This is a genomic window from Streptomyces sp. SYSU D01066-1, from assembly GCF_054956795.1.
The window spans coordinates 42,713-63,467 of sequence record NZ_JBUDHV010000039.1; the positions used below are offsets into that span (position 1 = coordinate 42,713).

Annotated in this window: 18 protein-coding genes; 15 read left to right on the forward strand and 3 right to left on the reverse strand. The window is 72.5% G+C overall.

The window, feature by feature from the left end; genetic code table 11:
* Positions 1–107: 107 nt before the first annotated feature.
* The 14 genes from ACY1JF_RS26945 to ACY1JF_RS27010 all read left to right on the forward strand — a co-directional run bounded on the left by ACY1JF_RS26945 (position 108) and on the right by ACY1JF_RS27010 (position 17,201).
* Positions 108–1,043: a carbohydrate ABC transporter permease gene (locus ACY1JF_RS26945; RefSeq protein WP_462707856.1), complete on the forward strand. Its 936-nt coding sequence runs from the start codon at positions 108–110 to the stop codon at positions 1,041–1,043.
* The gene (locus tag ACY1JF_RS26950) at positions 1,040–1,939 is read left to right on the forward strand and encodes a carbohydrate ABC transporter permease (RefSeq protein ID WP_462707857.1); all 900 of its coding nucleotides are present in this window, start codon (positions 1,040–1,042) and stop codon (positions 1,937–1,939) included. The genes ACY1JF_RS26945 and ACY1JF_RS26950 overlap by 4 nt, the downstream gene beginning before the upstream one ends.
* Positions 1,936–3,255 (forward strand): pectate lyase family protein, encoded by a 1,320-nt coding sequence (locus ACY1JF_RS26955; RefSeq protein WP_462707858.1) that lies wholly within the window; start codon positions 1,936–1,938, stop codon positions 3,253–3,255. Before ACY1JF_RS26950 ends, ACY1JF_RS26955 begins: the two co-directional genes overlap by 4 nt.
* On the forward strand, positions 3,252–4,397 hold the full coding sequence (locus ACY1JF_RS26960; protein WP_462707859.1) for a Gfo/Idh/MocA family protein: 1,146 nt from the start codon (positions 3,252–3,254) through the stop codon (positions 4,395–4,397). Before ACY1JF_RS26955 ends, ACY1JF_RS26960 begins: the two co-directional genes overlap by 4 nt.
* Positions 4,394–5,239, forward strand: coding sequence for a DUF6807 domain-containing protein (locus ACY1JF_RS26965; protein ID WP_462707860.1), 846 nt, complete (start codon positions 4,394–4,396; stop codon positions 5,237–5,239). Before ACY1JF_RS26960 ends, ACY1JF_RS26965 begins: the two co-directional genes overlap by 4 nt.
* On the forward strand, positions 5,236–6,741 hold the full coding sequence (locus tag ACY1JF_RS26970) for a glycoside hydrolase family 43 protein (protein WP_462707861.1): 1,506 nt from the start codon (positions 5,236–5,238) through the stop codon (positions 6,739–6,741). The genes ACY1JF_RS26965 and ACY1JF_RS26970 overlap by 4 nt, the downstream gene beginning before the upstream one ends.
* A gap of 34 nt (positions 6,742–6,775) precedes the next feature.
* Positions 6,776–8,755 (forward strand): pectinesterase family protein, encoded by a 1,980-nt coding sequence (locus ACY1JF_RS26975; RefSeq protein WP_462707862.1) that lies wholly within the window; start codon positions 6,776–6,778, stop codon positions 8,753–8,755.
* 49 nt (positions 8,756–8,804) lie between these two features.
* Positions 8,805–10,154 carry an ABC transporter substrate-binding protein gene (locus tag ACY1JF_RS26980; RefSeq protein WP_462707863.1) on the forward strand — a complete coding sequence of 450 codons (1,350 nt, stop codon included), beginning with the start codon at positions 8,805–8,807 and terminating at the stop codon, positions 10,152–10,154.
* A gap of 127 nt (positions 10,155–10,281) precedes the next feature.
* Positions 10,282–11,070, forward strand: coding sequence for a rhamnogalacturonan acetylesterase (locus ACY1JF_RS26985; protein ID WP_462707864.1), 789 nt, complete (start codon positions 10,282–10,284; stop codon positions 11,068–11,070).
* Between the two features lie 34 nt (positions 11,071–11,104).
* The gene (locus ACY1JF_RS26990) at positions 11,105–12,430 is read left to right on the forward strand and encodes a pectate lyase family protein (protein ID WP_462707865.1); all 1,326 of its coding nucleotides are present in this window, start codon (positions 11,105–11,107) and stop codon (positions 12,428–12,430) included.
* A gap of 77 nt (positions 12,431–12,507) precedes the next feature.
* Entirely contained in the window at positions 12,508–13,614 is a 1,107-nt protein-coding gene (locus tag ACY1JF_RS26995) for a pectinesterase family protein (RefSeq protein ID WP_462707866.1), read from the forward strand.
* Complete coding sequence (locus ACY1JF_RS27000; RefSeq protein ID WP_462707867.1) at positions 13,607–14,884, forward strand: pectate lyase family protein; 1,278 nt, start codon at positions 13,607–13,609, stop codon at positions 14,882–14,884. The genes ACY1JF_RS26995 and ACY1JF_RS27000 overlap by 8 nt, the downstream gene beginning before the upstream one ends.
* A complete protein-coding gene (locus tag ACY1JF_RS27005) occupies positions 14,871–16,043 on the forward strand; it encodes a dienelactone hydrolase family protein (RefSeq protein WP_462707868.1) in 1,173 nt (390 codons plus the stop codon). Before ACY1JF_RS27000 ends, ACY1JF_RS27005 begins: the two co-directional genes overlap by 14 nt.
* 57 nt (positions 16,044–16,100) lie before the next feature.
* The gene (locus tag ACY1JF_RS27010) at positions 16,101–17,201 is read left to right on the forward strand and encodes a right-handed parallel beta-helix repeat-containing protein (protein WP_462707869.1); all 1,101 of its coding nucleotides are present in this window, start codon (positions 16,101–16,103) and stop codon (positions 17,199–17,201) included.
* A gap of 269 nt (positions 17,202–17,470) precedes the next feature.
* On the opposite strand, the gene ACY1JF_RS27015 is transcribed toward ACY1JF_RS27010, so the two are convergent.
* The 3 genes from ACY1JF_RS27015 to ACY1JF_RS27025 form a co-directional block, all read right to left on the reverse strand.
* Positions 17,471–18,301 carry a pectate lyase gene (locus tag ACY1JF_RS27015; protein WP_462707870.1) on the reverse strand — a complete coding sequence of 277 codons (831 nt, stop codon included), beginning with the start codon at positions 18,299–18,301 and terminating at the stop codon, positions 17,471–17,473.
* Between the two features lie 87 nt (positions 18,302–18,388).
* Entirely contained in the window at positions 18,389–19,237 is an 849-nt protein-coding gene (locus ACY1JF_RS27020) for a hypothetical protein (protein WP_462707877.1), read from the reverse strand.
* Between the two features lie 2 nt (positions 19,238–19,239).
* Complete coding sequence (locus tag ACY1JF_RS27025; protein ID WP_462707871.1) at positions 19,240–19,818, reverse strand: SigE family RNA polymerase sigma factor; 579 nt, start codon at positions 19,816–19,818, stop codon at positions 19,240–19,242.
* Positions 19,819–20,275: 457 nt separating this feature from the next.
* Here ACY1JF_RS27025 and ACY1JF_RS27030 point away from each other — a divergent pair, with 457 nt between their 5' ends.
* Positions 20,276–20,692, forward strand: a complete 417-nt coding sequence (locus ACY1JF_RS27030) for a DUF3237 family protein (protein WP_462707878.1) — start codon at positions 20,276–20,278, stop codon at positions 20,690–20,692.
* The last annotated feature ends 63 nt before the right edge of the window (positions 20,693–20,755 follow it).

Consider the following 20,755-nt stretch of genomic DNA (forward strand, 5'->3'; position numbering starts at 1 on the left):
TACGGACAGAAAGCGCTTCCTGTACGCATCACGCACATCCGGTCACGCACGTGAATCACCTCCGCACGTACGCCCCCCCGCACGACGTCCCAGAACGGAGAACAGTCATGGCCCAAGCCGCAGCCGTGGCGAAACCGCCCGCGCCACCGAGGCGGCGCCGTGCCTTGGCCACGCCGCGCAGGCTCCCGTACCTGCTGATCGCCCCGGCGGGGCTGCTGATGCTGGGCTTCATCGCCTACCCGGTCCTCAGCGTCTTCTACTACAGCCTGCAGGAGTACAACCCCACCAAGCCGTGGCGCAACGGCTACGCGGGCCTCGACAACTTCGTCAAGATCTTCACCGAGGACCCGGTCTTCTGGGACACCCTCGTCTTCAGCGCCAAGTGGGTCTTCGTCGAGGTCGGCCTGCAACTGCTCTTCGGGCTGGTGCTCGCCCTGATCGTCAACCAGACCTTCGTGGGCCGGGGGCTGGGCCGCGCCCTGGTCTTCTCCCCGTGGGCCGTCTCCGGCGTGCTGACCTCCGCGATCTGGGTGCTGCTCTACAACTCCCAGACCGGCGTCACCCGCTACCTCGCCGACCTGGGCATCGGCTCCTACGGCACGAGCTGGCTGTCGGACACCTCCACCGTGTTCCCGGCGGCGGTCGTCGCCGACCTGTGGCGCGGGGTGCCCTTCTTCGCGATCCTCATCCTCGCCGACCTCCAGTCCGTCTCCAAGGACCTGTACGAGGCCGCCGAGGTCGACGGGGCCGGCCGCGTCAAGCAGTTCTGGCACATCACCCTGCCGCACCTGAAGGACGCGATCATCCTCGCCACACTGCTGCGCGCGGTGTGGGAGTTCAACAACGTCGACCTGCTCTACACCCTGACCGGCGGCGGCCCGGCCGGCGAGACCACGACCCTCCCGCTCTACATCGCCAACACCTCCGTCGACGCCCACGACTTCGGCTACGCGTCGGCGCTGACCACGGTCGCGTTCGTGATCCTGCTCTTCTGCTCGCTCGTCTACCTGCGGCTGAGCAAGTTCGGAGGCGAGAACAAGTGATCACCAAGGAGGCCGCCACGGCCGCTCCCGCCCCCGAGCGGGCCGCCCCCGCCCCGCCGCGCCCGGCGAAGAAGGAGGGCCCCGCCTGGGACCAGGTCCCCCGCTGGCAGATCTACCTCCCGCTCGGCATCTACCTCGTCTTCACCCTCGTCCCGTTCTACTGGATCCTGCTCTTCTCCCTGCGCCCGGCCGGCTCCACCTCGCTGGTGCCCTGGCCGATGACCTTCGACCACTTCGAGAAGGTCTGGACGGAGCGCAGCTTCGGCACCTACTTCGGCAACAGCGTCCTGGTCGGCGTCGCCACCCTGGTGATGACCACGGTCGTCGCCCTGGCCGGCGGCTACGCCCTCGCCCGGTTCGACTTCAGGATCAAGCGGGGCTTCATGCTCGTCCTGCTCTGCTCCCAGTTCGTGCCCGGCGCGCTGCTCCTCGTGCCGCTCTTCGAGATCTTCGCCGAACTCCAGATGATCAACTCCCTCGGCAGCGTCATCATCGCCGAGACCGTCTTCCAGCTCCCGCTGTCGATGATCCTGATCAGCAACTTCATCAAGAACGTGCCGTACTCCCTGGAGGAGGCCGCCTGGGTCGACGGCTGCGGGCGGATGCGGGCCTTCCGGATCGTCGTTCTGCCGCTGCTGCGGCCCGGTCTGATCGCGGTGGGCTCCTTCGCCTTCGTGCACTCCTGGAACCACTTCCTGTTCGCCCTGATGTTCCTCAGCAACCAGGACAAGCAGACCATCCCGGTCGGCCTCAACTCCCTGATGAGCGCGGACAGCGTCGACCTCGGCGCGCTGGCCGCCGGCGGCATCATCGCGGCCGTCCCGGTCGTCATCGTCTTCGCCTTCATCCAGAAGTGGCTGATCACGGGCTTCAGCGCCGGGGCGGTGAAGGGATGAGACGTCTCCGAGCGCTTCCCGGACCCAGGCGCCTCGCCGCCGCCACCGCCCTCCTCGGCCTGCTCTGCACCCTGCCCGCGCACGCCGGCCCCGGCCGGGACATCAGCCGCGACACCCTCGCCGCGAACGACGGCTGGGCCGCCGCCGAGGGCACCACCACCGGGGGAGCCGCCGCCGACGACGCCCACGTGTACACCGTGCGCGACCGGGCCGGGCTGGTCCGCGCCCTGGACGGCGGCAGCGGCACCCCGAAGATCATCAAGATCGCCGGGACGATCGACGCCAACACCGACGACGCCGGCCGCCCCCTGGACTGCGCCGACTACGCCACCGACGGCTACGCAGTGAAGGAGTACCTGGCCGCCTACGACCCCCGCACCTGGGGCGCCGCCAAGCCCAGCGGCCCCCAGGAGGAGGCCCGCCAGGCATCCGCCGCCCGGCAGGCAAAACGGGTCGTGCTGCCCGTCGGCTCGAACACCACCATCGTCGGCCTGGGCGACCGCGCCGTCCTGAAGGGCGCCAGCCTCCAGGTGAAGAACGCGGACAACGTCATCGTCCGCAACCTCGAACTGCGCGACGCCTACGACTGCTTCCCGGTCTGGCAGCCCAACACCGGCGGCCTCGGCGACTGGAAGACCGCCTACGACAACCTGTGGCTCAACGGCGCCACCCACGTCTGGGTCGACCACGTCACCGCCTCCGACGGCGACCGCCCCGACGCCGGGGAACCGGTGTACTTCGCCCGCAACTACCTGCGCCACGACGGACTGCTGGACATCACCAACGCCTCCGACCTGGTCACCGTCTCCTGGAGCCGGTTCACCGGCCACGACAAGGCGATGCTCATCGGCAGCGGCGACACCGCCACCGGCGACCGCGGGAAACTCCGGGTCACCCTGCACCACAACGCGTTCGAGTCGGTCGTGCAGCGCGCCCCCCGCGTCCGCTTCGGACAGGTGCACCTCTACAACAACCGGTACGTGGTCCGCGAGGACGACACCGAGTACCGCTACTCGCTGGGCGTCTCCACCGAGTCGGCGCTCTACGCGGAGAACAACGCCTTCACCACGCCCGGCCACGTGGAGGCCGCCGACCTGGTCAAGAGCTGGAACGGCAGCGCCCTGCACGCCACCGGCACCCTGTTCAACGGCTACCCGGTCGACCTGCTCACCATCCACAACGCCTACAACTCCGGCAGCGAACGCGACCTGACCGCCGACGTCGGCTGGACACCCGTCCTGCACGGCACGGTCGAGGACGCCGCCGCGGCCGACCGGGCCGTCGGACGCGGCGCGGGCGCGGGGAGGATCTCATGAGCGCACCCCTGCCCGTCGTCCTCGCCGGCGCCCGCGGCCACGGCCGCTGGCACCTCGCCAACCTCCGCCGCCTGGAGCGGGCGGGCCGCGTCCGCCTGGCCGGCCTGTGCGAGCTGACCCCCCTGACGGAGGAGGAGTACGGCGGTGAGCCGCCCGCCCAGTCCGCCGACTTCGGCGCCCTCCTCGACACCACCGGCGCCCGGGCCGCCGTCGTCTGCACGCCGATCCCCACCCACACCGACCTCGCGCTGACCGCCGCCTGCCGGGGCGTGCACCTGCTCCTGGAGAAGCCCCCGGCGCCGTCGTTCGCGGAGTTCCGGCGGATGGCCGACGGGGTCGCCGAGGCGGGCGTCGCCTGCCAGATCGGGTTCCAGTCGCTGGGCTCGCATGCGGTGCCCGCCCTCCGGGAGCTGATCGCCGACGGCGCGATCGGCGAGGTCACCGGCATCGGCGGGGCCGGCGCCTGGGTGCGCGACGAGGCGTACTTCCGGCGTTCGCCCTGGGCCGGGCGGCGCCGGACGGACGACGGCGCCGACGTGGTCGACGGGGCGCTGACCAACCCCCTCGCGCACGCCGTCGCCACCGGCCTCGCACTCGGCGACGCCACCCGCGACCAGGACGTCAGCTCCGTCGAGACCGAACTGCACCGCGCCAACGACATCGAGGCCGACGACACCTCCTGCGTCCGCGTCACCGCCACCACGGGCCTGAGGATCACCGTCGCCGCCACCCTGTGCGCCGAACGCGCCGCCGAACCGTACGTCCTGGTGCACGGCACCCGCGGCCGGATCACCTTCTGGTACAAGCAGGACCGCGTCCTGCTCCAGCGCGCCGGCCACGGCCCCGAGGAGTACGAGCACGGCCGCACCGACCTGCTGGAGAACCTCCTCGACCACCTGGAGGGCCGCGCCGACCTGCTGGTCACCCCCGACGGCACCGGCGCCTTCATGCGGGTCGTCGAGGCGATCCGCCGGGCCCCCGACCCCCGGCCGCTGCCCGGGAACGCCTGGCACCGGATCGCCGCCGAGGGCCGCCGGGTGGTCCCCGGCGTCGACGCCCTGGTCGACTCCGCCGCCGGCACCCTCTCCCTCTACTCCGAACTCGGCGCCCCCTGGGCCGCCAAGGAGGTGACCGTCCGATGACCGGCACCGACGCCCCGGTCCTGTGCGTCGCCGGCCGCCCCGTCGCCCGGTACGTCACCCGGCCCGAGCTGCCCGCCCGCCTCTCCCCACGCCCCTACCTGCACCCCGTCACCACCCTGGCCGGCACGCCGGTCACCGAGTCCGTGCCCGCCGACCACCCCCACCACCTCGGCGTCGGTGTCGCCGTTCCCGACGTCGAGGGGCACAACTTCTGGGGCGGGCGCACCTTCGTCCGCGACCGGGGCCCGACCGAACTGGACAACCACGGCGCCCAGCGGCACACCGCCTTCCCGCTGTGCGACCCCGACGGGTTCGTGCAGGAGCTGTCCTGGGTCGCCGCCGGCACCGAGCTGCTGCGCGAGCGCCGTACGGTGGCCGCCACCGCGCTCACCGACCGGGCCTGGGCCCTGGACCTCACCTTCTCGCTCACCAACGTCACCCCGGGCCCGCTCACCCTCGGCAGCCCCGCCACCAACGGCCGCCCCGGCGCGGCCTACGGCGGCTTCTTCTGGCGGGCCCGCAAGGAGGACGCGGCGCCGGACGTCCTGACCCCGGACGCCGAGGGCGAGGACGCCGCGCACGGGCGCCGCGCCGACTGGCTCGCCCTGGTCGGCTCCACCTGGTCGCTGGTGTTCGCCGGCGCCACCGAACGGACCCGCGAGGACCCCTGGTTCGTGCGCACCGAGGAGTACCCCGGCGTCGGCTCCTCGCTCGCCCACGACACCCGGCTGGCGGTGGCCCCGGGCGGCACGGCCGTCCGCCGGATCGTCACCGTCGTCACCGACGGCCGCCTCGACGCCGACGGCGCCGCGGCCCTCGTACGGAAGGCGGTCAGCCCGTGAGCGGCGGTACGTACCGCAACCCCGTCCTGAACGCCGACTGGTCCGACCCGGACGTCGTGCGCGTCGGCGACGACTTCTACCTGACCGCCTCCAGCTTCGGCCGCGTCCCCGGCCTGCCGCTGCTGCACTCCCGGAACCTGGTCGACTGGACCCTCATCGGCCACGCGCTCGACCGGCTGGAACCGGCGGAGACCTTCGCCGCGCCCCGGCACGACTGCGGCGTCTGGGCCCCGTCCATCCGGCATCACGACGACCGCCTCTGGATCTTCTGGGGCGACCCCGACCAGGGGGTCTTCCAGGTCAACGCCCCCTCGGCCGAGGGCCCGTGGACCCGCCCGCACCTGGTCAAGGAGGGCAAGGGCCTGATCGACCCCTGCCCGCTGTGGGACGAGGAGACCGGCGAGGCGTACCTCGTGCACGCCTGGGCCCGGTCCCGCTCCGGCGTCAAGAACCGTCTCACCGGCCACCGCATGCGCCCCGACGGCACCGGCCTGCTCGACGACGGCGAGGTGATCGTCGACGCCGACCGCCTCCCCGGCTGGTTCACCCTGGAGGGTCCCAAGCTCTACCGGCACGACGGCTGGTTCTGGATCTTCGCGCCCGCCGGGTCGGTGGAGACCGGCTGGCAGGGCGCCTTCCGCTCCCGCGGCTTCTTCGGGCCGTACGAGGAGCGGGTCGTCCTGGAGCAGAAGGACACCGACGTCAACGGCCCCCACCAGGGCGGCTGGGTACGCACGGCGGCCGGGGAGGACTGGTTCCTGCACTTCCAGCAGCGGGGGGCGTACGGGCGGGTGGTGCACCTCCAGCCGATGCGCTGGGACCCGGACGGCTGGCCGGTGCTGGGCGACGACGGCGCGCCCGTCACCGAGCACCGGCGGCCCGCGCTGCCGCCCTCACCGGGCGCACCCGCCACCGACGACGACTTCCCCGGCGGCCGGTTCGGCCCCCAGTGGTCCTGGACCGCCAACCCCCAGGGCGGCTGGAGCGTCCCGCACGCCGGGGACGGGCTGCGGCTCGCCTGCGTCCGCTCGGCCGACGCGCACGACCCGCGCAGGCTGCCGAACGTGCTCACCCAGCGGCTGCCCGGCACCCCGTGCGCGGTCGAGGTGGAGCTGTGCCTGGACAGCGACGCACCCGGCGCGCGGGCCGGGCTCGTGGTGCTCGGGGACGCGTTCGGCTGGATCGGGCTCCAGCGGGACGCGGACGGGGCGGTGCGCCTGGTGCACCGGTTCGGCGAGACGGTCGCGGAGGCGGAACGGGACGCGGCGCACGCGCGGCCCGCGCCCGAAGGCCGGGCCCGGCTGCGGATCGGGATCGGCCCGCACGCGCGCTGCCGCTTCCACGCCGACACCGGGGACGGCTTCCGTCCCTCGGGGCAGGTCTTCGCCGCCACCCCCTGGCGCTGGGTCGGCGCCCTGCTCGGCCTGTTCGCCGTCGCACCCGCCGGAGGGCCGGCCGCGGGCACGGCCGACTTCACCCGGTTCCGGATCACCCCGCTGTGACCCCCTGACCTCCGTAAGCCTGTGAGGAGCCGCAATGACGCACTTCCTTAGCAAGCGCTTGCCGGGCGGTGGCGGAGTCCTCGCCGCCGTCCTGGGCCTGGTCGCCGCCCTGACCCTGGGGACGGCCGGCCAGGCGAGGGCCGCCGAGGTCCCCGTACCCGGGGCGGACCGCCTGGCCGACCGTCCGCACGGCTTCGCCTCCCTGGCCGGCGGCACCACCGGCGGCGCGGGCGGCGAGGTCGTCACCGTCACCGACCAGGCGGCGCTGGCGCGGTACGCGGCGGCCGAGGAGCCGTACGTCATCCGGGTGGCGGGATCGATCGCGGTGGAGCCGTTCGGCTCGGACATCCAGGTCGCCTCCGACAAGACGATCGTCGGCGCCGGCACGAGCGGCGAGATCGTCCACGGCGAGCTGCACCTCGCCCCGGGCACGCACAACGTCATCATCCGCAACCTGACGATCCGCGACTCCTACGTCGAGGGGGACTGGGACGGCAAGACCACCGACTTCGACGCCATCCAGATGGACACCGCCGACCACGTCTGGATCGACCACAACACCTTCACGCACATGGGCGACGGGCTGCTCGACATCCGCAAGGACAGCCGGTACGTCACCGTCTCCTACAACCGTTTCACGCACCACAACAAGGCGATGGGCATCGGCTGGACGGAGAACGTCCAGACCGAGATCACCATCGACCACAACTGGTTCACCGGCACCAAGCAGCGCAACCCCTCGGCCGACAACTGCGCCTACGCGCACCTCTACAACAACTACCTGTCGGCGCAGGTGAGCGACGGCGACCCGGTGTGGACCTACGGGAACTGGGCGCGCGGCGCCACCCGGATGGTCATCGAGAACAGCTACTACGACGGCGTCCAGCACCCCTACCAGGCGGACGCCACGGCCGAACTGGTGCAGCGCGGGTCGGTCCTGAGGAACACCACCGGCCGGCACGACGCCTGGGGCGACGCCTTCGAGCCGGGCGACCTCTACCGCTACCGGCTCGACCCGGCGGCGGCCGTCCCGGCACTGGTGAAGCGGTTCTCCGGCCCGCAGGCGGGGATCGGCGACGCGGTGACCCTGCAGGTCCCGGCGCAGTACCCGACGGTCCAGGCCGCCGTGGACGCCGTCCCGGACGGCAACGACCTGCCCGTGACCATCGCCGTGGCACCCGGTGTCTACCGCGAGAAGGTGTTCGTCCCGGCGACCAAGCCGTACCTCACCCTGCGGGGGACCGGACGGGACCGGGCCGACACCGTCATCGTCCACGACACACCCGCGGCCTACGGCGGTTCGACGGGCAGCGCCACGGTCCGGATCGCGGCCCACGACGTCACCGCCCGCCACCTCACCTTCAGCAACGACTTCGACGAGGCCGCGCACGAGCTCAACGGCGAGCAGGCGCTGGCGGTGAAGACGACCGGTGACCGGATCGTCTTCGAGGACACCGCGTTCCTGGGCAACCAGGACACCCTGATGACCGACAGCCCCAAGCTGGACGTGATCAGCCGGGTCTACATCCGCGACTCCTACATCGAGGGCGACGTCGACTTCGTCTACGGGCGGGCGACCACCGTCATCGAGCGTTCCGTGATCCGGGCGCTGAGCCGGGGCTCCGACTCCAACAACGGCTACATCACGGCCGCCTCCACCTGGACGGGCAACCCGTACGGGTTCCTGATCACCCGCTCCCGGATCGTGAGCGACGCGCCGGACGGCACCTTCCACCTCGGCCGGCCCTGGCACCCGGGCGGGGAACCGGAAGCGGTCGCGCAGGTGCTGATCCGGGACACCGCACTGCCCGCCGCGGTCAAGGCCGCCCCGTGGACCGACATGGGCGGCTTCTCCTGGCGCGACGCCCGGTTCGCCGAGTACCGCAACACCGGGCCGGGGGCCACCGTCACCGCGGACCGGCCGCAGCTGAGCGACGCGGAGGCGCGGAACCACACCGTCGCGCGCTACCTCGCGGGCACGGACCACTGGGCTCCGTACGCCCGACACCACTGACCCCCCCACTTCCCAGCAGTTCACCGATCCAGCAGAGAAGAGCCGACCAATGAGGATCAGCATGCGCAGCAGCAGGCGTGCCGCCACCGCCGTCGCCCTGGGGGCCGTACTCACGCTGACCGCCACCGCCTGCGGGGACGACGGCAGCGGCACGGGCGGCGGCGACGGCGCCGAGGGCAGCGGCAAGGGGAAGATCGTCTTCTGGGACAACAACGGCGGTGTCCGCACCGACATCTGGAAGGAGATCATCGCCGACTTCGAGAAGGCCAACCCGGACATCGACGTCGAGTACGTCGGTATCGCCGCCACCGAGTACCAGTCGAAGGTCGACACGTCCATCCAGGCGGGCGGGCTGCCGGACGTCGGCGGGGTCGGCGCGGCCATGCTCGCCGGGTTCGCCGCGCAGAACGCGCTGGAACCGCTGGACGACCGGCTCGCGGACTCCTCCCTGAACGGCAAGCTCAACGAGGACATGGTCGAGTCGCTGAAGGCGGCCGGCGGCGGCGACGGCACGCTGTACTCGGTGCCGACCTCCGCCAACAACGGTGTCCTGTACTACCGCACCGACCTGTTCGAGAAGGCGGGGCTGAAGGAGCCGGCCACCTGGGACGCCTTCTTCGAGGCCGCCGACAAGCTCACGAACGCCGGCGACAACGAGTTCGGGTACACCATCCGCGGCGGCGCCGGTTCCATCGCCCAGGCCCTCGACGCGATGTACGGGCAGTCCGGGATCACCTCCTTCTGGGACGCCGCCGGGGAGAAGACCACCGTCGACGACCCGAAGAACGTGGCGGCGCTGGAGAAGTACGCCGCGCTCTACAAGAAGGTCACGCCGGCCGCCGACCTCAACAACGACTTCACCAAGATGGTCGCCCAGTGGGACTCGGGCACGATCGGCATGCTCAACCACAACCTGGGCTCCTACCAGGACCACGTGAAGGCGTTCGGCGAGGACAGGTTCCGCGGCATTCCGCAGCCGGTCGGACCGGGCGGCAAGCGGGTGCAGGTCTCCAACCCGGTCGACGGGCTGGGCGTGTTCAAGAGCTCCAAGAACAAGGAGGCGGCCTGGAAGTTCATCGAGTTCGCCGTCTCGCACGAGGAGAACTCGAAGTTCAACGAGTCGGCGGGGCAGGTGCCGGCCAACACCGACGCGGCGAAGGACGCGTGGGTCACGGAGTCGGAGCCGACGAAGCTGGCCGCCCAGGCGCTGTCGGACGGTTCGACGACGATCGTGCAGCTGCCGTACTACCTGCCGGACTGGAACACGATCTCCAAGGCCGACAACGAGCCGAACTTCCAGAAGGTCCTGCTGGGGAAGATGTCGGCGAAGGACTTCCTGGACACGATGGCCGATCAGCTCAATGAGGCACGGGCCGAGTGGAACGAGCAGAAGGGCTGAAGCCCGCCGTGGGACGGCCCGTCTCTCCGCGGGGTGCGGGCCGTCCCGGGCCGGTCGCGCCCACGCGGCGGAGCCGCGTGTCGGAACAGCCCCGCGCCCCCAGGGACCTCTTGAAAGGTTGACAGGCGTGTCTCTCAGCCGCAGACAAGTCGCCGCCGCTGCCGTTGCCTCCGTACCTCTGGCCTTTGCCGCCACCGGTACCGCACAAGCCGGTGCGCACAGGCGGACCGTCCACATCGCCGGCGACTCCACCGCCGCCCAGAAGTACGCCGACGCCGCGCCCGAGACCGGGTGGGGCATGGCGTTGCCGTTCTTCCTCCGCAAGGACCTCCCCGTCGCCAACCACGCCGTCAACGGGCGCAGTTCCAAGAGCTTCGTCGACGAGGGACGGCTGGAGGCGGTCCTGGGGGAGATCCGGCCCGGCGACCTCCTGCTGGTCCAGTTCGCGCACAACGACGAGAAGAGCGAGGACCCCACCCGCTACACCGAGCCCTGGACGACGTACCAGGAGTACCTGCGGCTGTACGTCGACGGGGCCCGGGCGCGAGGTGCCCGGCCGGTGCTCGCCACCCCCGTCGAGCGGCGCCGGTTCGACGCGGCGGGGACCGCGCTGCCCAGCCACGGGGAGTACCCGGCGGCCATGCGGGCGCTCGCCGCCGAGGAGGGCGTGGCGCTGCTGGACGTCCAGGCGCTGTCGCTGGCGCTGTGGCAGCGGCTCGGCGTGGAGGGGACCAAGACGTACTTCAACTGGACCGCCACCGAGCAGGACAACACCCACTTCAACCCGCCCGGCGCGATCGAGGTGGCCCGGCTCGTGGTGCGGGAGCTGCTGCGCACCCGGGTGCTGGGACACCGTGACGCGCGCCGCCTGGACGCGGAGATCCCCGCGTCCTGGATCAGCTGGCCACAGGCCTGAGACGACGTATCCGTATCCGAGGAGAGCCGCACACATGCAGACACAGAGATGGCATGGGCACGTCATAGGAAAGGGTGTCGCGCTGGCCGGCTGCACCGCCCTGGTGGTGGGGCTGACCGCCGTCGGCGCCGAGGCCCGCCCCCAGCACCCCGACCCCGCCCGGCAGACGCTGCCCGCCCGCGACGGCTGGGCCGCGTACGGCACCGGGACGACCGGGGGCGCCGCCGCCGACGCGGAGCACGTGTACACCGTGACGACCTGGGCCGAGTTCAAGGCGGCCCTGGCGGCGGACGGCACCGCGCCGCGCGTCGTCAAGGTCGAGGGCACCATCGACGCCGTCGCCGAGGGCTGCGACGCCTTCGCCGTGCCCGGCTACGACTTCGACGCCTACCTGGCCGCGTACGACCCGGCGACCTGGGGCCACGACACCGACCTGAGCGCCGAGCCCGACGACAGCCCCGAAGGACTGCGGCGGGCCTCCGCGGCTCGGCAGAGCCAGGCCGTCAAGGCGAGCGTCCCGGCGAACACCACCATCATCGGCGTCGGCCGGAACGCGGCCATCAAGGGCGCCAGCCTCCAGATCAAGGGCGTGGACAACGTCATCGTCCGCAACCTGACCTTCGAGAGCCCCGTCGACTGCTTCCCGCAGTGGGACCCGACCGACGGCGACACCGGCAACTGGAACAGCGAGTACGACAGCACGGTGGTGTACGGCTCCACCCACGTCTGGCTGGACCACAACACGTTCACCGACGGCGAGCACCCCGACAGCGCGGCCCCCGTCTACTTCGGGATGCTGTACCAGCAGCACGACGGGCAGCTCGACATCGTGCGCGGCGCCGACTACGTCACCGCCTCCTGGAACGTCTTCACCGACCACGACAAGACCATCCTGATCGGCAACAGCGACAGCGAGTCCACGGCCGCCGGCGACCGCGGGCACCTGAAGGCGACCTTCCACCACAACCTGTTCAAGGACCTCGTCGAACGCGCGCCCCGGGTCCGCTTCGGCCAGGTCGACGTCTACGACAACCACTTCGTGGCGGACGAGGACTACGCCTACAGCTTCGGCATCGGCAAGGAGTCCGCGCTGGTCGCCGAACACAACGCGTTCACCCTGCCGGACGGGACCAGCCCCGCCAAGGTGCTGAAGAAGTGGAGCGAGGCGCCGGTCACCGCCGCCCACAACCGGGTCAACGGCAAGCCCGTGGACCTGATCGCCGTGCACAACGCACAGATCCCGGCCGAGACCCTCACCCCCGGCGCGGGCTGGACGCCAAAGCTGCGCACGAAGGTCGACCCGGCCAGGGCGGTGCCCCGTCTCGTCGATGGCGGCGCCGGTGCCGGCCGGCTGCGCTGACCTCGTCCGCAAGGGGGCCGGGGCGCCCGTACCGCCCCGGCCCGCCCCCGCCGATCCCCTCGCGAAGGAGCACCCGCGTGTCCCGTCCCGCCCCCTCCCGCAGAGCCTTCCTCCTGGCGACCGCCGGCGCCGGCGCCGCCCTCGGCCTCGCCGCCGCCCCCGCCACCGCGGGCGACCGGCCCTTCGGCCGCTACGGCTCCCCGGCCGCCCGCCGCACCCCGGGCACCCTCTACGTCGACCCGCGCGGCCGCGGCGACTTCACCTCCGTACAGGCCGCCGTCACCGCCGCCACCGGCAGCGGCCGGACCCTGGTCCTCGCCCCCGGCACCTACCGGGAGACCGTCACCGTCGACGCCACCCGCACCGAGGCCACCTGGATCGGCGCCTCCGAGGACCCCCGCGACACCGTCATCGTCTACGACAACGCGGCCGGCACCCCCAGGCCCGACGGCTCCGGCACCTACGGCACCAGCGGCTCCGCCACCACCACGGTCGCCGCCGACGGCTTCACCGCCCGCTGGATCACCTTCGCCAACGACTGGCTGCGCAGCGACAACCCCGACTACACCGGCACCCAGGCCGTCGCGATCAAGGTGCAGGGCGACCGCTCCGCCTTCCACCACTGCCGCTTCCTCGGCCACCAGGACACCCTGTACGCCGACACCCGCGACCTGGCCCTCTTCGCCCGCCAGTACTACGCCCACTGCTACGTCGAGGGCGACGTCGACTTCGTCTTCGGCCGGGCGACGGCGGTCTACGAGCACTGCCACTTCCGCACGCTGGTCCGCACCGACCTGGCGGCGGCGCCGTACGGCTTCGTCTTCGCGCCCTCCACGGCGGGTGCCAACCCGCGCGGCTACCTGGTGACCGGCAGCCGGATCAGCAGCGAGGCCCCCGACGGCTACTACAAGCTGGCCCGCCCCTGGGTGCCCAGCTCCGACACCACCGCCCGCCCGATGCTCACCGTCCGCGAGACCCGCCTCGGCGCCGGCATCGACGCGGTCGCCCCGTACGCCACCATGCGCGACGCCTACCCCTGGCAGGACCAGCGCTTCAGGGAGTACCGCAACACCGGCCCCGGCGCCGTGATCACCGTCCCGGAGAACCGGCCCCAGCTCACCCGCGTCGAGGCCGCGGCCCACACCAAGGCGGCCTACCTCGGCGACTGGCGGCCCCGTGCGTAGGGCCGCGACCGCCGCGCTGCTCGCCTGCGCGGCCCTGCTGCTGCCCCCGGCCCCCGCCTCGGCCGCCGCGCCCGGACCCGTCGGCTGGGCCGCCACCGGCCCCGGCACCACCGGCGGCGCGGGCGGCCGGACCTGGACGGTGCACAACCGGGCCGAGCTGAAGGAAGCCCTCGCGAACGACGGCGACCCGGCCGCCCCCAAGGTGATCCGGGTGGCCGGCGCCGTCGACGGGCACGAGGCCGCCGACGGTTCCTCACTCGGCGAGCAGGACTACGCCCCCGGCTACGACCTCACGAAGTACATGTCCTGCTTCGGCGCGGACGGCACCACCTGGTCCGACACCCGGTACGACTACTGCGGGCAGCAGCGCCGGCTCCGGCAGACCGGGTCGAACAACGAGAAGGCGCAGATCCAGCTCACCGTGCCCAGCAACACCACCCTGGTCGGCACCGGGGCCGGCGCCGCGCTGCTCGGCGTCTTCCTGACCGTCGACACCGGCACCGACATCGTCGTGCGCAACCTCCGCCTCGAAGCGCCCGTCGACCACTTCACCAGCTGGTCCCCGGACGACGGCGCCGACGGCAACTGGAACGCCCGGTTCGACGCGATGACCGTCATCACCGGCACGCACCTCTGGATCGACCACTGCGTCTTCACCGACGGACGCTTCCCCGACCGCGAGGCCCCCACCGGCTTCCACGGGGAACCCGTCCAGCGGCACGACGGGCTGCTGGACATCGAGGACGGCTCCGACTTCGTCACCGTCTCCGACAGCCGCTTCGAGGACCACGACAAGGCGCTGCTCATCGGCTCCGGCGACAGCCGCGGCGACCGCGACCGCGGCCATCTGAAGGTGACCTTCGCCCGCAACCTCTTCACCGGCGTCACCCAGCGCGCCCCGCGGGTCCGCTTCGGGCAGGTGCACGTCGTCAACAACGTCTACCGGGGCCGGGCGGAGGACACGCTGTACGCGCTCGGCGCCGGCGTCGAGTCGGCGCTCTTCTCCGAACGCAACGTCTTCACCTACCCGCACGGCACTCCCGCGCTCGCCGTCGCCGACTACGGCGCCACCGCGTTCCACGACACCGGGTCCTGGTTCAACGGACGCCCCGCGCACCTGGACGCCGTGGCACGCGGCCTCGGCCTCGCCGACGACGTGGGCTGGGACCCGGCCGACGCCTACGGCCACCGGGCCCTGACCTCCGCGCGCGCCGTCGAGCGGTACGTCCTGCGGCACGCCGGCCCCGGGAGGTCCTATGACCACCCGTGAGCCCCTCAGCCGCCGCACCTTCGTGGCGGGGACGGCCACGGCCGCGCTGTTCACCGAAGCGGGCGCGGGCACCGCACGGGCGGAGGACCTCGTGGGCGGCAACCTCCCCGACTTCCACCAGTCCCTCAAGGACGAGCTGCGCTTCCCGCTCGCCTGGGGCACCTCGCCCCTCCGCGACTTCCGGGCGTGGCGGCACACCGCCCGCCGCACCGTCGAGGACCACCTCCTCGTCGACGACCAGCGCGGCGCCCCGTACGACCCGGAGTTCACCGACGGACCCGAGGGCGACGGCTACCGGCGCCAGTCGGTGACCCTCTCCCTCACCCGCCACACCCGGGTGCGCGGCAGCCTGCTCACCCCGCACGGCACCGGGCCCTTCCCCGCCGTACTGCTGCTGCACGACCACGGCGCCAAGTTCGACATCGGCAAGGAGAAGTGCGTCCGGCCCTGGGCCCCCTGGGACGACGGCACCCGGCTCGCCTCCGCCCAGGCGTGGGCGGACAGGCTCCTCGGCGGCCGGTTCGTCGGCGACGAACTGGCCCGGCGCGGCTACGTGGTGCTGTGCCTGGACGCCCTGGGCTGGGGCGACCGCGGCCCCGTCACCTACGAACAGCAGCAGGCCCTGGCCGCCAACCTCTACAACCTCGGCTCCTCGCTCGCCGGGCTCATGGCCCGCGAGGACGCCCGCGCCGCCGGCTTCCTGGCCGGCCTGGACCGCGTCGACGCCCGGCGGGTGGCCGCCGTCGGCTTCTCGATGGGCGGCTACCGGGCCTGGCAGACCGCCGCCCTCAGCGACGACGTCGCCGCCGCCGTCAGCGTCTGCTGGATGACCGGCCTGAAGGAGATGATGGTCCCCGGCAACAACACGCTGCGCGGGCAGTCGGCGTACTACATGCTGCACCCCGGACTCGCCCGGCACCTGGACATCCCCGACGTGGCGAGCATCGCCGCGCCCCGGCCGATGTTCTTCGTCGACGGCGAGCAGGACACCCTGTTCACCCCCGACGGCGTGGCGGCGGCCTACGCGAAGCTGCGCGCCGTCTGGGACTCCCGCCGCGCCGGGCACCGGCTGCGCACCGACCTGTGGCCGGGCGTCGGCCACGTCTTCACCGCCCCCATGCAGGACGAGGTCTTCGCCTGGCTGGACTCCGTCCTCTGATCCCCGTCCCCCTTCCCGACCGATCCCCCCACCCGCACGAGAAGGGACCCGCACACCATGTCTCGTCGCACCGCTCTCACCGCCGTCGCCGCGCTCGCGCTCGGCACCGGCGCCGTGGCCCTCCCCACCCAGGCGCAGGCCGCCACCGTGGTCGTCAGCAACGTGACCGACCTGTCCAACGCCGTCAAGAACGCCACCGCCGGCACCGTCATCCAGGTCCGCGGCGGCACCTACTACCCGACCGCCACCCTCCAGTCCACCGCCAACGGCACCTCCTCGGCGCCGGTCACGCTCACCGCGTACGGCTCGGAGACCGTCAAGATCGACGGCTCGAACCTCCCCGACGGCGACTGGATCCTCAAGCTGACCGCCGACTACTGGAACGTCTCCAACCTGACCTTCCAGAACTCCCCGGACAGCGCCGTCGTCTGCACCTCCTGCACCGGCACCGACTGGAACAACGTCAAGACCATCAACGGCGGCGACTCCGGCTTCACCCTCACCGGCGACGGCACCGTCAAGAACCTCGACAGCTACGGCCACTACGACGCGGCCAACCACGGGGAGAACGCCGACGGCATCGCCGTGAAGTACGGCTCCGGCACCGGCAACCTGATCACCGGGGCGCGGCTGTTCAACAACTCCGACGACGGCCTGGACTACTGGTCGTTCTCCTCCCCGGTCACCGTCGAGCACACCTGGTCCTTCGGCAACGGCAAGAACCGCTGGTCGGACTCGGCGTTCGCGGGCGACGGCAACGGCTACAAGCTGGGCGGGGACGGAGAGGTCGTCGCGCACGTCGTCAACAACTCCGCCGCCTGGGACAACCAGGGCAACGGCTTCACCGAGAACTCCAACACCGGCGCCATCGTCATCAACCGCACCACCGCCTACGCCAACGCCAAGTGGGGCTACTACTTCGCCACCTCCGCCGCCCGGCTCGGCAAGAACCTCGCCGTGGGCAACGGCGGCGGCTCGGTCAGCAAGGGCTCCTCGGTGGTCTCGGCCGGCAACAACTGGGACTCCGGCATCGCCACCCCGGCCTTCGTGTCGACGGACGCGACCACCGTCTACAACGCCCGCTCGGCCAGCGGCACGCTGCCCGCCACGACGTTCCTGACGACGGGCAGCACCACCATCGGCGCCACGATGAACTGACCTCAGCGGCCCCGCCCGGGCCCCAGCGCCGGCACCACGGGGACGACCGATCCGTCGGCGGCGGACTCCAGCCGGTCGACGGTGGTCTCCCGGTGGGTGCCGTCGCCCCGGGCCGGCCGGGGCCGTTCGGGGCGAACCGGTGACGGACGCGGAGTGCCACCAGGGGGGAACAGTACGCAACAGGCGGAACGGAAGCGGAAGTTCCCGGAAAGACCGCAGGCCGCCCGGAGGAGTGTCCGGACGGCCTGGTGGGGGAGACCGGTGGGGGATCAGTCGTACGTGATGTCCGAGTCGTCGTACTTGCAGTACGTGCCGTCCGCCCCGGAGCCCGTCTTGGTGGGCTCGTCACCGTCGTCGTTGCCCGTGTAGCGGACGCAGATGTCGATGTCCTCGTCGTCGTCGCCGTGGACGCGGATGTCCGAGAGCGTGGCGGTGTCGCCGTAGTTGGTGTTGATGCCGGCGATCGCCTTGCCGGGCGCGGTGACGTCGATGTCGCTCAGCACGATGGTGCGCTTGTACTGCTTGGAGCAGTTGCCGCAGGAGCGGACCAGCTTGCCGAAGTCCTCCACCTGGAAGCCGGTCACGGTGAGCTTCCCGGCGCCGTTGAACTGGAGCACCTTGTCGTCGGCCTTCTTCGCGCCGCCGCCGATCACCTTGTACGTCGCCGAGGAGGAGGTGCCCTTGAAGGAGGCGGCGTCCTCGCCGACATCCGTCCACCACACGTTCTGCAGGGTGCAGGAGCCCTTGCAGTGGACGCCGTCGGCGGCCGGGGTGCCGATGATGACGTTCTTCAGGACGGCGCCGTCGGCCAGTTCGAAGATCGGGTCCTGGCCCTCGTCCTGGCTGTCACCGCCGAGGTCGCCGGAGCCGTAGAAGTTCTTCAGCCCGCCGTCGTAGGTGCCCGAGACGGAGATCGTCGAGGAGACGGCCTTCGTACCGGTGGCGGTCGGCCAGGACGAGGCGGCGCCCGCGGTGGACAGCATCGACGTGGTGACGATCGCCGCGCCGGTGAGGCCGAACGCGGCGGCCGAGGCGATCACGGCCCGGCGCCGGGTGACCCCGCGGCGGTGACGGACGCGCTGCTCGGTTCGTGCGGTCATGAGAGGTTCCTTGCGTGAGGGAACGTTCTTGCGCTTCCTGGTCGCCGCCACCCGCGGGAGAGGTTGCCGCCCTCGCGAAAAAAATTCTCAGTCGTCGTCCCGGGGCGCGAAGTCGCCGTTGACCGACAGCTCCCGGGAGCCGGCGACGGCGGTCGCCGCGTAGGTGTCGTCCCCGGCGTCCCGGCCACCGCGCTCGTGGTCGTACTGCCCGGCGAACACCCAGGTGCCCGCCGGGACCGTACGGCCCTCCTCGAGCACCCACGTGTAGACGAGGAAGCCGTCGTCCTCGGCGACGGTCAGCGTGAAGTCCTCCTCCGGCAGCGAGCGCCACGCCCCGGCCGAGGTGACCCCGCCGGTCTGCGCGATCCGCAGCCGGACGGTGAGGGCGGACAGGTTCTCCTCCGTCTTCAGCGTCACGTTGCTCTGCGCCCAGAAGGTGTTGCTGTGCGGGTCGACCGAGCCGTCCGACCACAGCGGACCGTCCGACACGCCGCCGCTCCCGCCGGTGCCCGCCGGGGCCGTCGGCGAGGCGGGGGCCGTGCTCTCCCCAGGGGCCGTCGGGGCCGTGGAGGCCCTGGGGGAGGAGGGGGCCGTCGGGGTCGCGGAGGGGGCCGGGGGCGTCGGGGTCGTCGTGGGCGTCGGCGAGACCGCGACCGTCCCGGGCGCGGGGTCCTCGGCGCGGACGGCGAGGGCGACCGCGCCGGCGCCCAGGCCGAAGACGCCGGCCACCGCGGCGGTGGCGGCCACCACCCGCGTCCAGCCCCACACGGGCCGACGCGTCGCCCGGTGTCCGGCGCGCGGGGCCGTCCCCGCCGGGTGGCCGGCGGCAGAGGCCATCCCGCGCTCGATCCGGGCCAGCATCCGCGCCCGGTCGGGCTCATGCGCCTGGGCCGCCTCCCGCAGCCGGGCGCGCACCTCCTCGTGGCCGTCGCGCACGGTCACCGGTTCCCTCCTCCGGCCGTGCCGGCGCCCTGTCCTACGCTCCGCGCCGTCGCGCGCACCCGCAGCGCGGCCCGCTCCGTGCCCAGCCGTCGCTGGAGTTCGGCCATCGCCTTGGAGGTCTGGCTCTTCACCGTACCCACCGAGACGCCCAGCGCGAGCGCGGTGTCCTTCTCGGAGAGGTCGAAGGCGTGCCGCAGCACCACGCAGGCCCGTTTGCGGAACGGCAGCGCGCGCAGCGCCTCCTGGACGTCGACGACGGCCGCCACGTCCGGGTTCTCGGTCCGCTCCTCGCGCTGCGACCAGAACAGCGCGACGCGCCGCCGCTCCCGCACCGCGCTGCGCACCCGGGTCCGGGCCAGGTTGGCGACGACACCCCGGGCGTAGGCCACCGGATGGTCGGCCGCGCGCACCCGGTCCCAGCGGTGCCACAGCGCCAGCAGCGCGTCCGCCGCCAGATCGTCCGCGATGTCCGGCTCACCCGTCAGCAGGCGGGCCAGCCGGGACAGTTCGGCGTAGTGGCGCTCGAAGAACTCATGGAACTCCACGGAGGCGGCGTCGTCGACGACTGTGCCCACGGACGGTCTCTCCTCGCAGCGGTTTCCCGGCATCGAACAGCAGTGCGCCGGGACGTGAAGCCGCACTGTACCAGCGTCCGGATCAACTCCCCGCGGTACACCGAACGTTGTGTGACAGGCCGAACCACGGCCCGGTGATTCCGTAACACGGGCAAAACCCGGCCCGGGTTCACCGAGCCGGTGATCCGGGCGGCCCAGCGCATCCGGCACCGGCGGCGACCTCTCCGGCCCCGGCCCTCCCTGCGATCTTCGTGACACCAGCGACCAGGAGCGTCCACCACGCCGGCCCGGACCCAGCAGCCCCGCACCGCAGGCGGTCTCGACCGCCTCTTTTGGATGTCCGAACGGGGGTCCACCGCCGGCTGGTACCCCTGACCGGCGGCTCCTTCGAGGGACCCGAGGTACGCGGCACCGTCCTGCCGGGCGGCACCGGCCACAGGTCCCGCACACCGCGACCCTGACGGAACTGGACGCCCGGTACGCCCAGGAGACCGACCGCGGCGAGCGGACCGCGGTGCACACCACCGGGATCCGCGCGGGACGGCCCGAGGACATCGCGGCCCTGGTCCGGGGCGAGGAGGTGGCGCCGGAGCGGACCTACTTCCGCAGCCACCCCGGCCGACCACCGCCGCCGGCCGGCTCGCGTGGCTCGACGAACGCCTCTGCGCCGCCACCGGCGAGCGCCGGCCGGACAGCATGGAGCTGGACGTCTTCCTGCCCGGCTGAGGCCGGTCCCCCAGCGCCGTCTCGAACCCGTGGGCCCGCTGTCCCCTGGATGACGCTGGAGCAGCAGACGCCGCGGCTGCACCCGGGGACGCCGGGCACCGTGGAACCGGCCCCCGCGCCGCCGCGGACCCCCGACGCGCGGGCCTGACGGTGACGGACTCTCCTACGGGCCGCGCCCGCGGGACATCCGGAGCGGGCCCGGCCGGGCGGC

Bases quoted from the DNA above. Each gene is read 5' to 3' on its own strand.
- ACY1JF_RS27010 (WP_462707869.1), top strand. From the start codon at position 16,101: ATGTCTCGTCGCACCGCTCTCACCGCCGTCGCCGCGCTCGCGCTCGGC.
- ACY1JF_RS26975 (WP_462707862.1), top strand. From the start codon at position 6,776: ATGACGCACTTCCTTAGCAAGCGCTTGCCGGGCGGTGGCGGAGTCCTC.
- ACY1JF_RS26980 (WP_462707863.1), top strand. From the start codon at position 8,805: ATGAGGATCAGCATGCGCAGCAGCAGGCGTGCCGCCACCGCCGTCGCC.
- ACY1JF_RS26960 (WP_462707859.1), top strand. From the start codon at position 3,252: ATGAGCGCACCCCTGCCCGTCGTCCTCGCCGGCGCCCGCGGCCACGGC.
- ACY1JF_RS26965 (WP_462707860.1), top strand. From the start codon at position 4,394: ATGACCGGCACCGACGCCCCGGTCCTGTGCGTCGCCGGCCGCCCCGTC.
- ACY1JF_RS27005 (WP_462707868.1), top strand. From the start codon at position 14,871: ATGACCACCCGTGAGCCCCTCAGCCGCCGCACCTTCGTGGCGGGGACG.
- ACY1JF_RS26955 (WP_462707858.1), top strand. From the start codon at position 1,936: ATGAGACGTCTCCGAGCGCTTCCCGGACCCAGGCGCCTCGCCGCCGCC.
- ACY1JF_RS26945 (WP_462707856.1), top strand. From the start codon at position 108: ATGGCCCAAGCCGCAGCCGTGGCGAAACCGCCCGCGCCACCGAGGCGG.
- ACY1JF_RS26990 (WP_462707865.1), top strand. From the start codon at position 11,105: ATGCAGACACAGAGATGGCATGGGCACGTCATAGGAAAGGGTGTCGCG.
- ACY1JF_RS27015 (WP_462707870.1), bottom strand. From the start codon at position 18,301: ATGACCGCACGAACCGAGCAGCGCGTCCGTCACCGCCGCGGGGTCACC.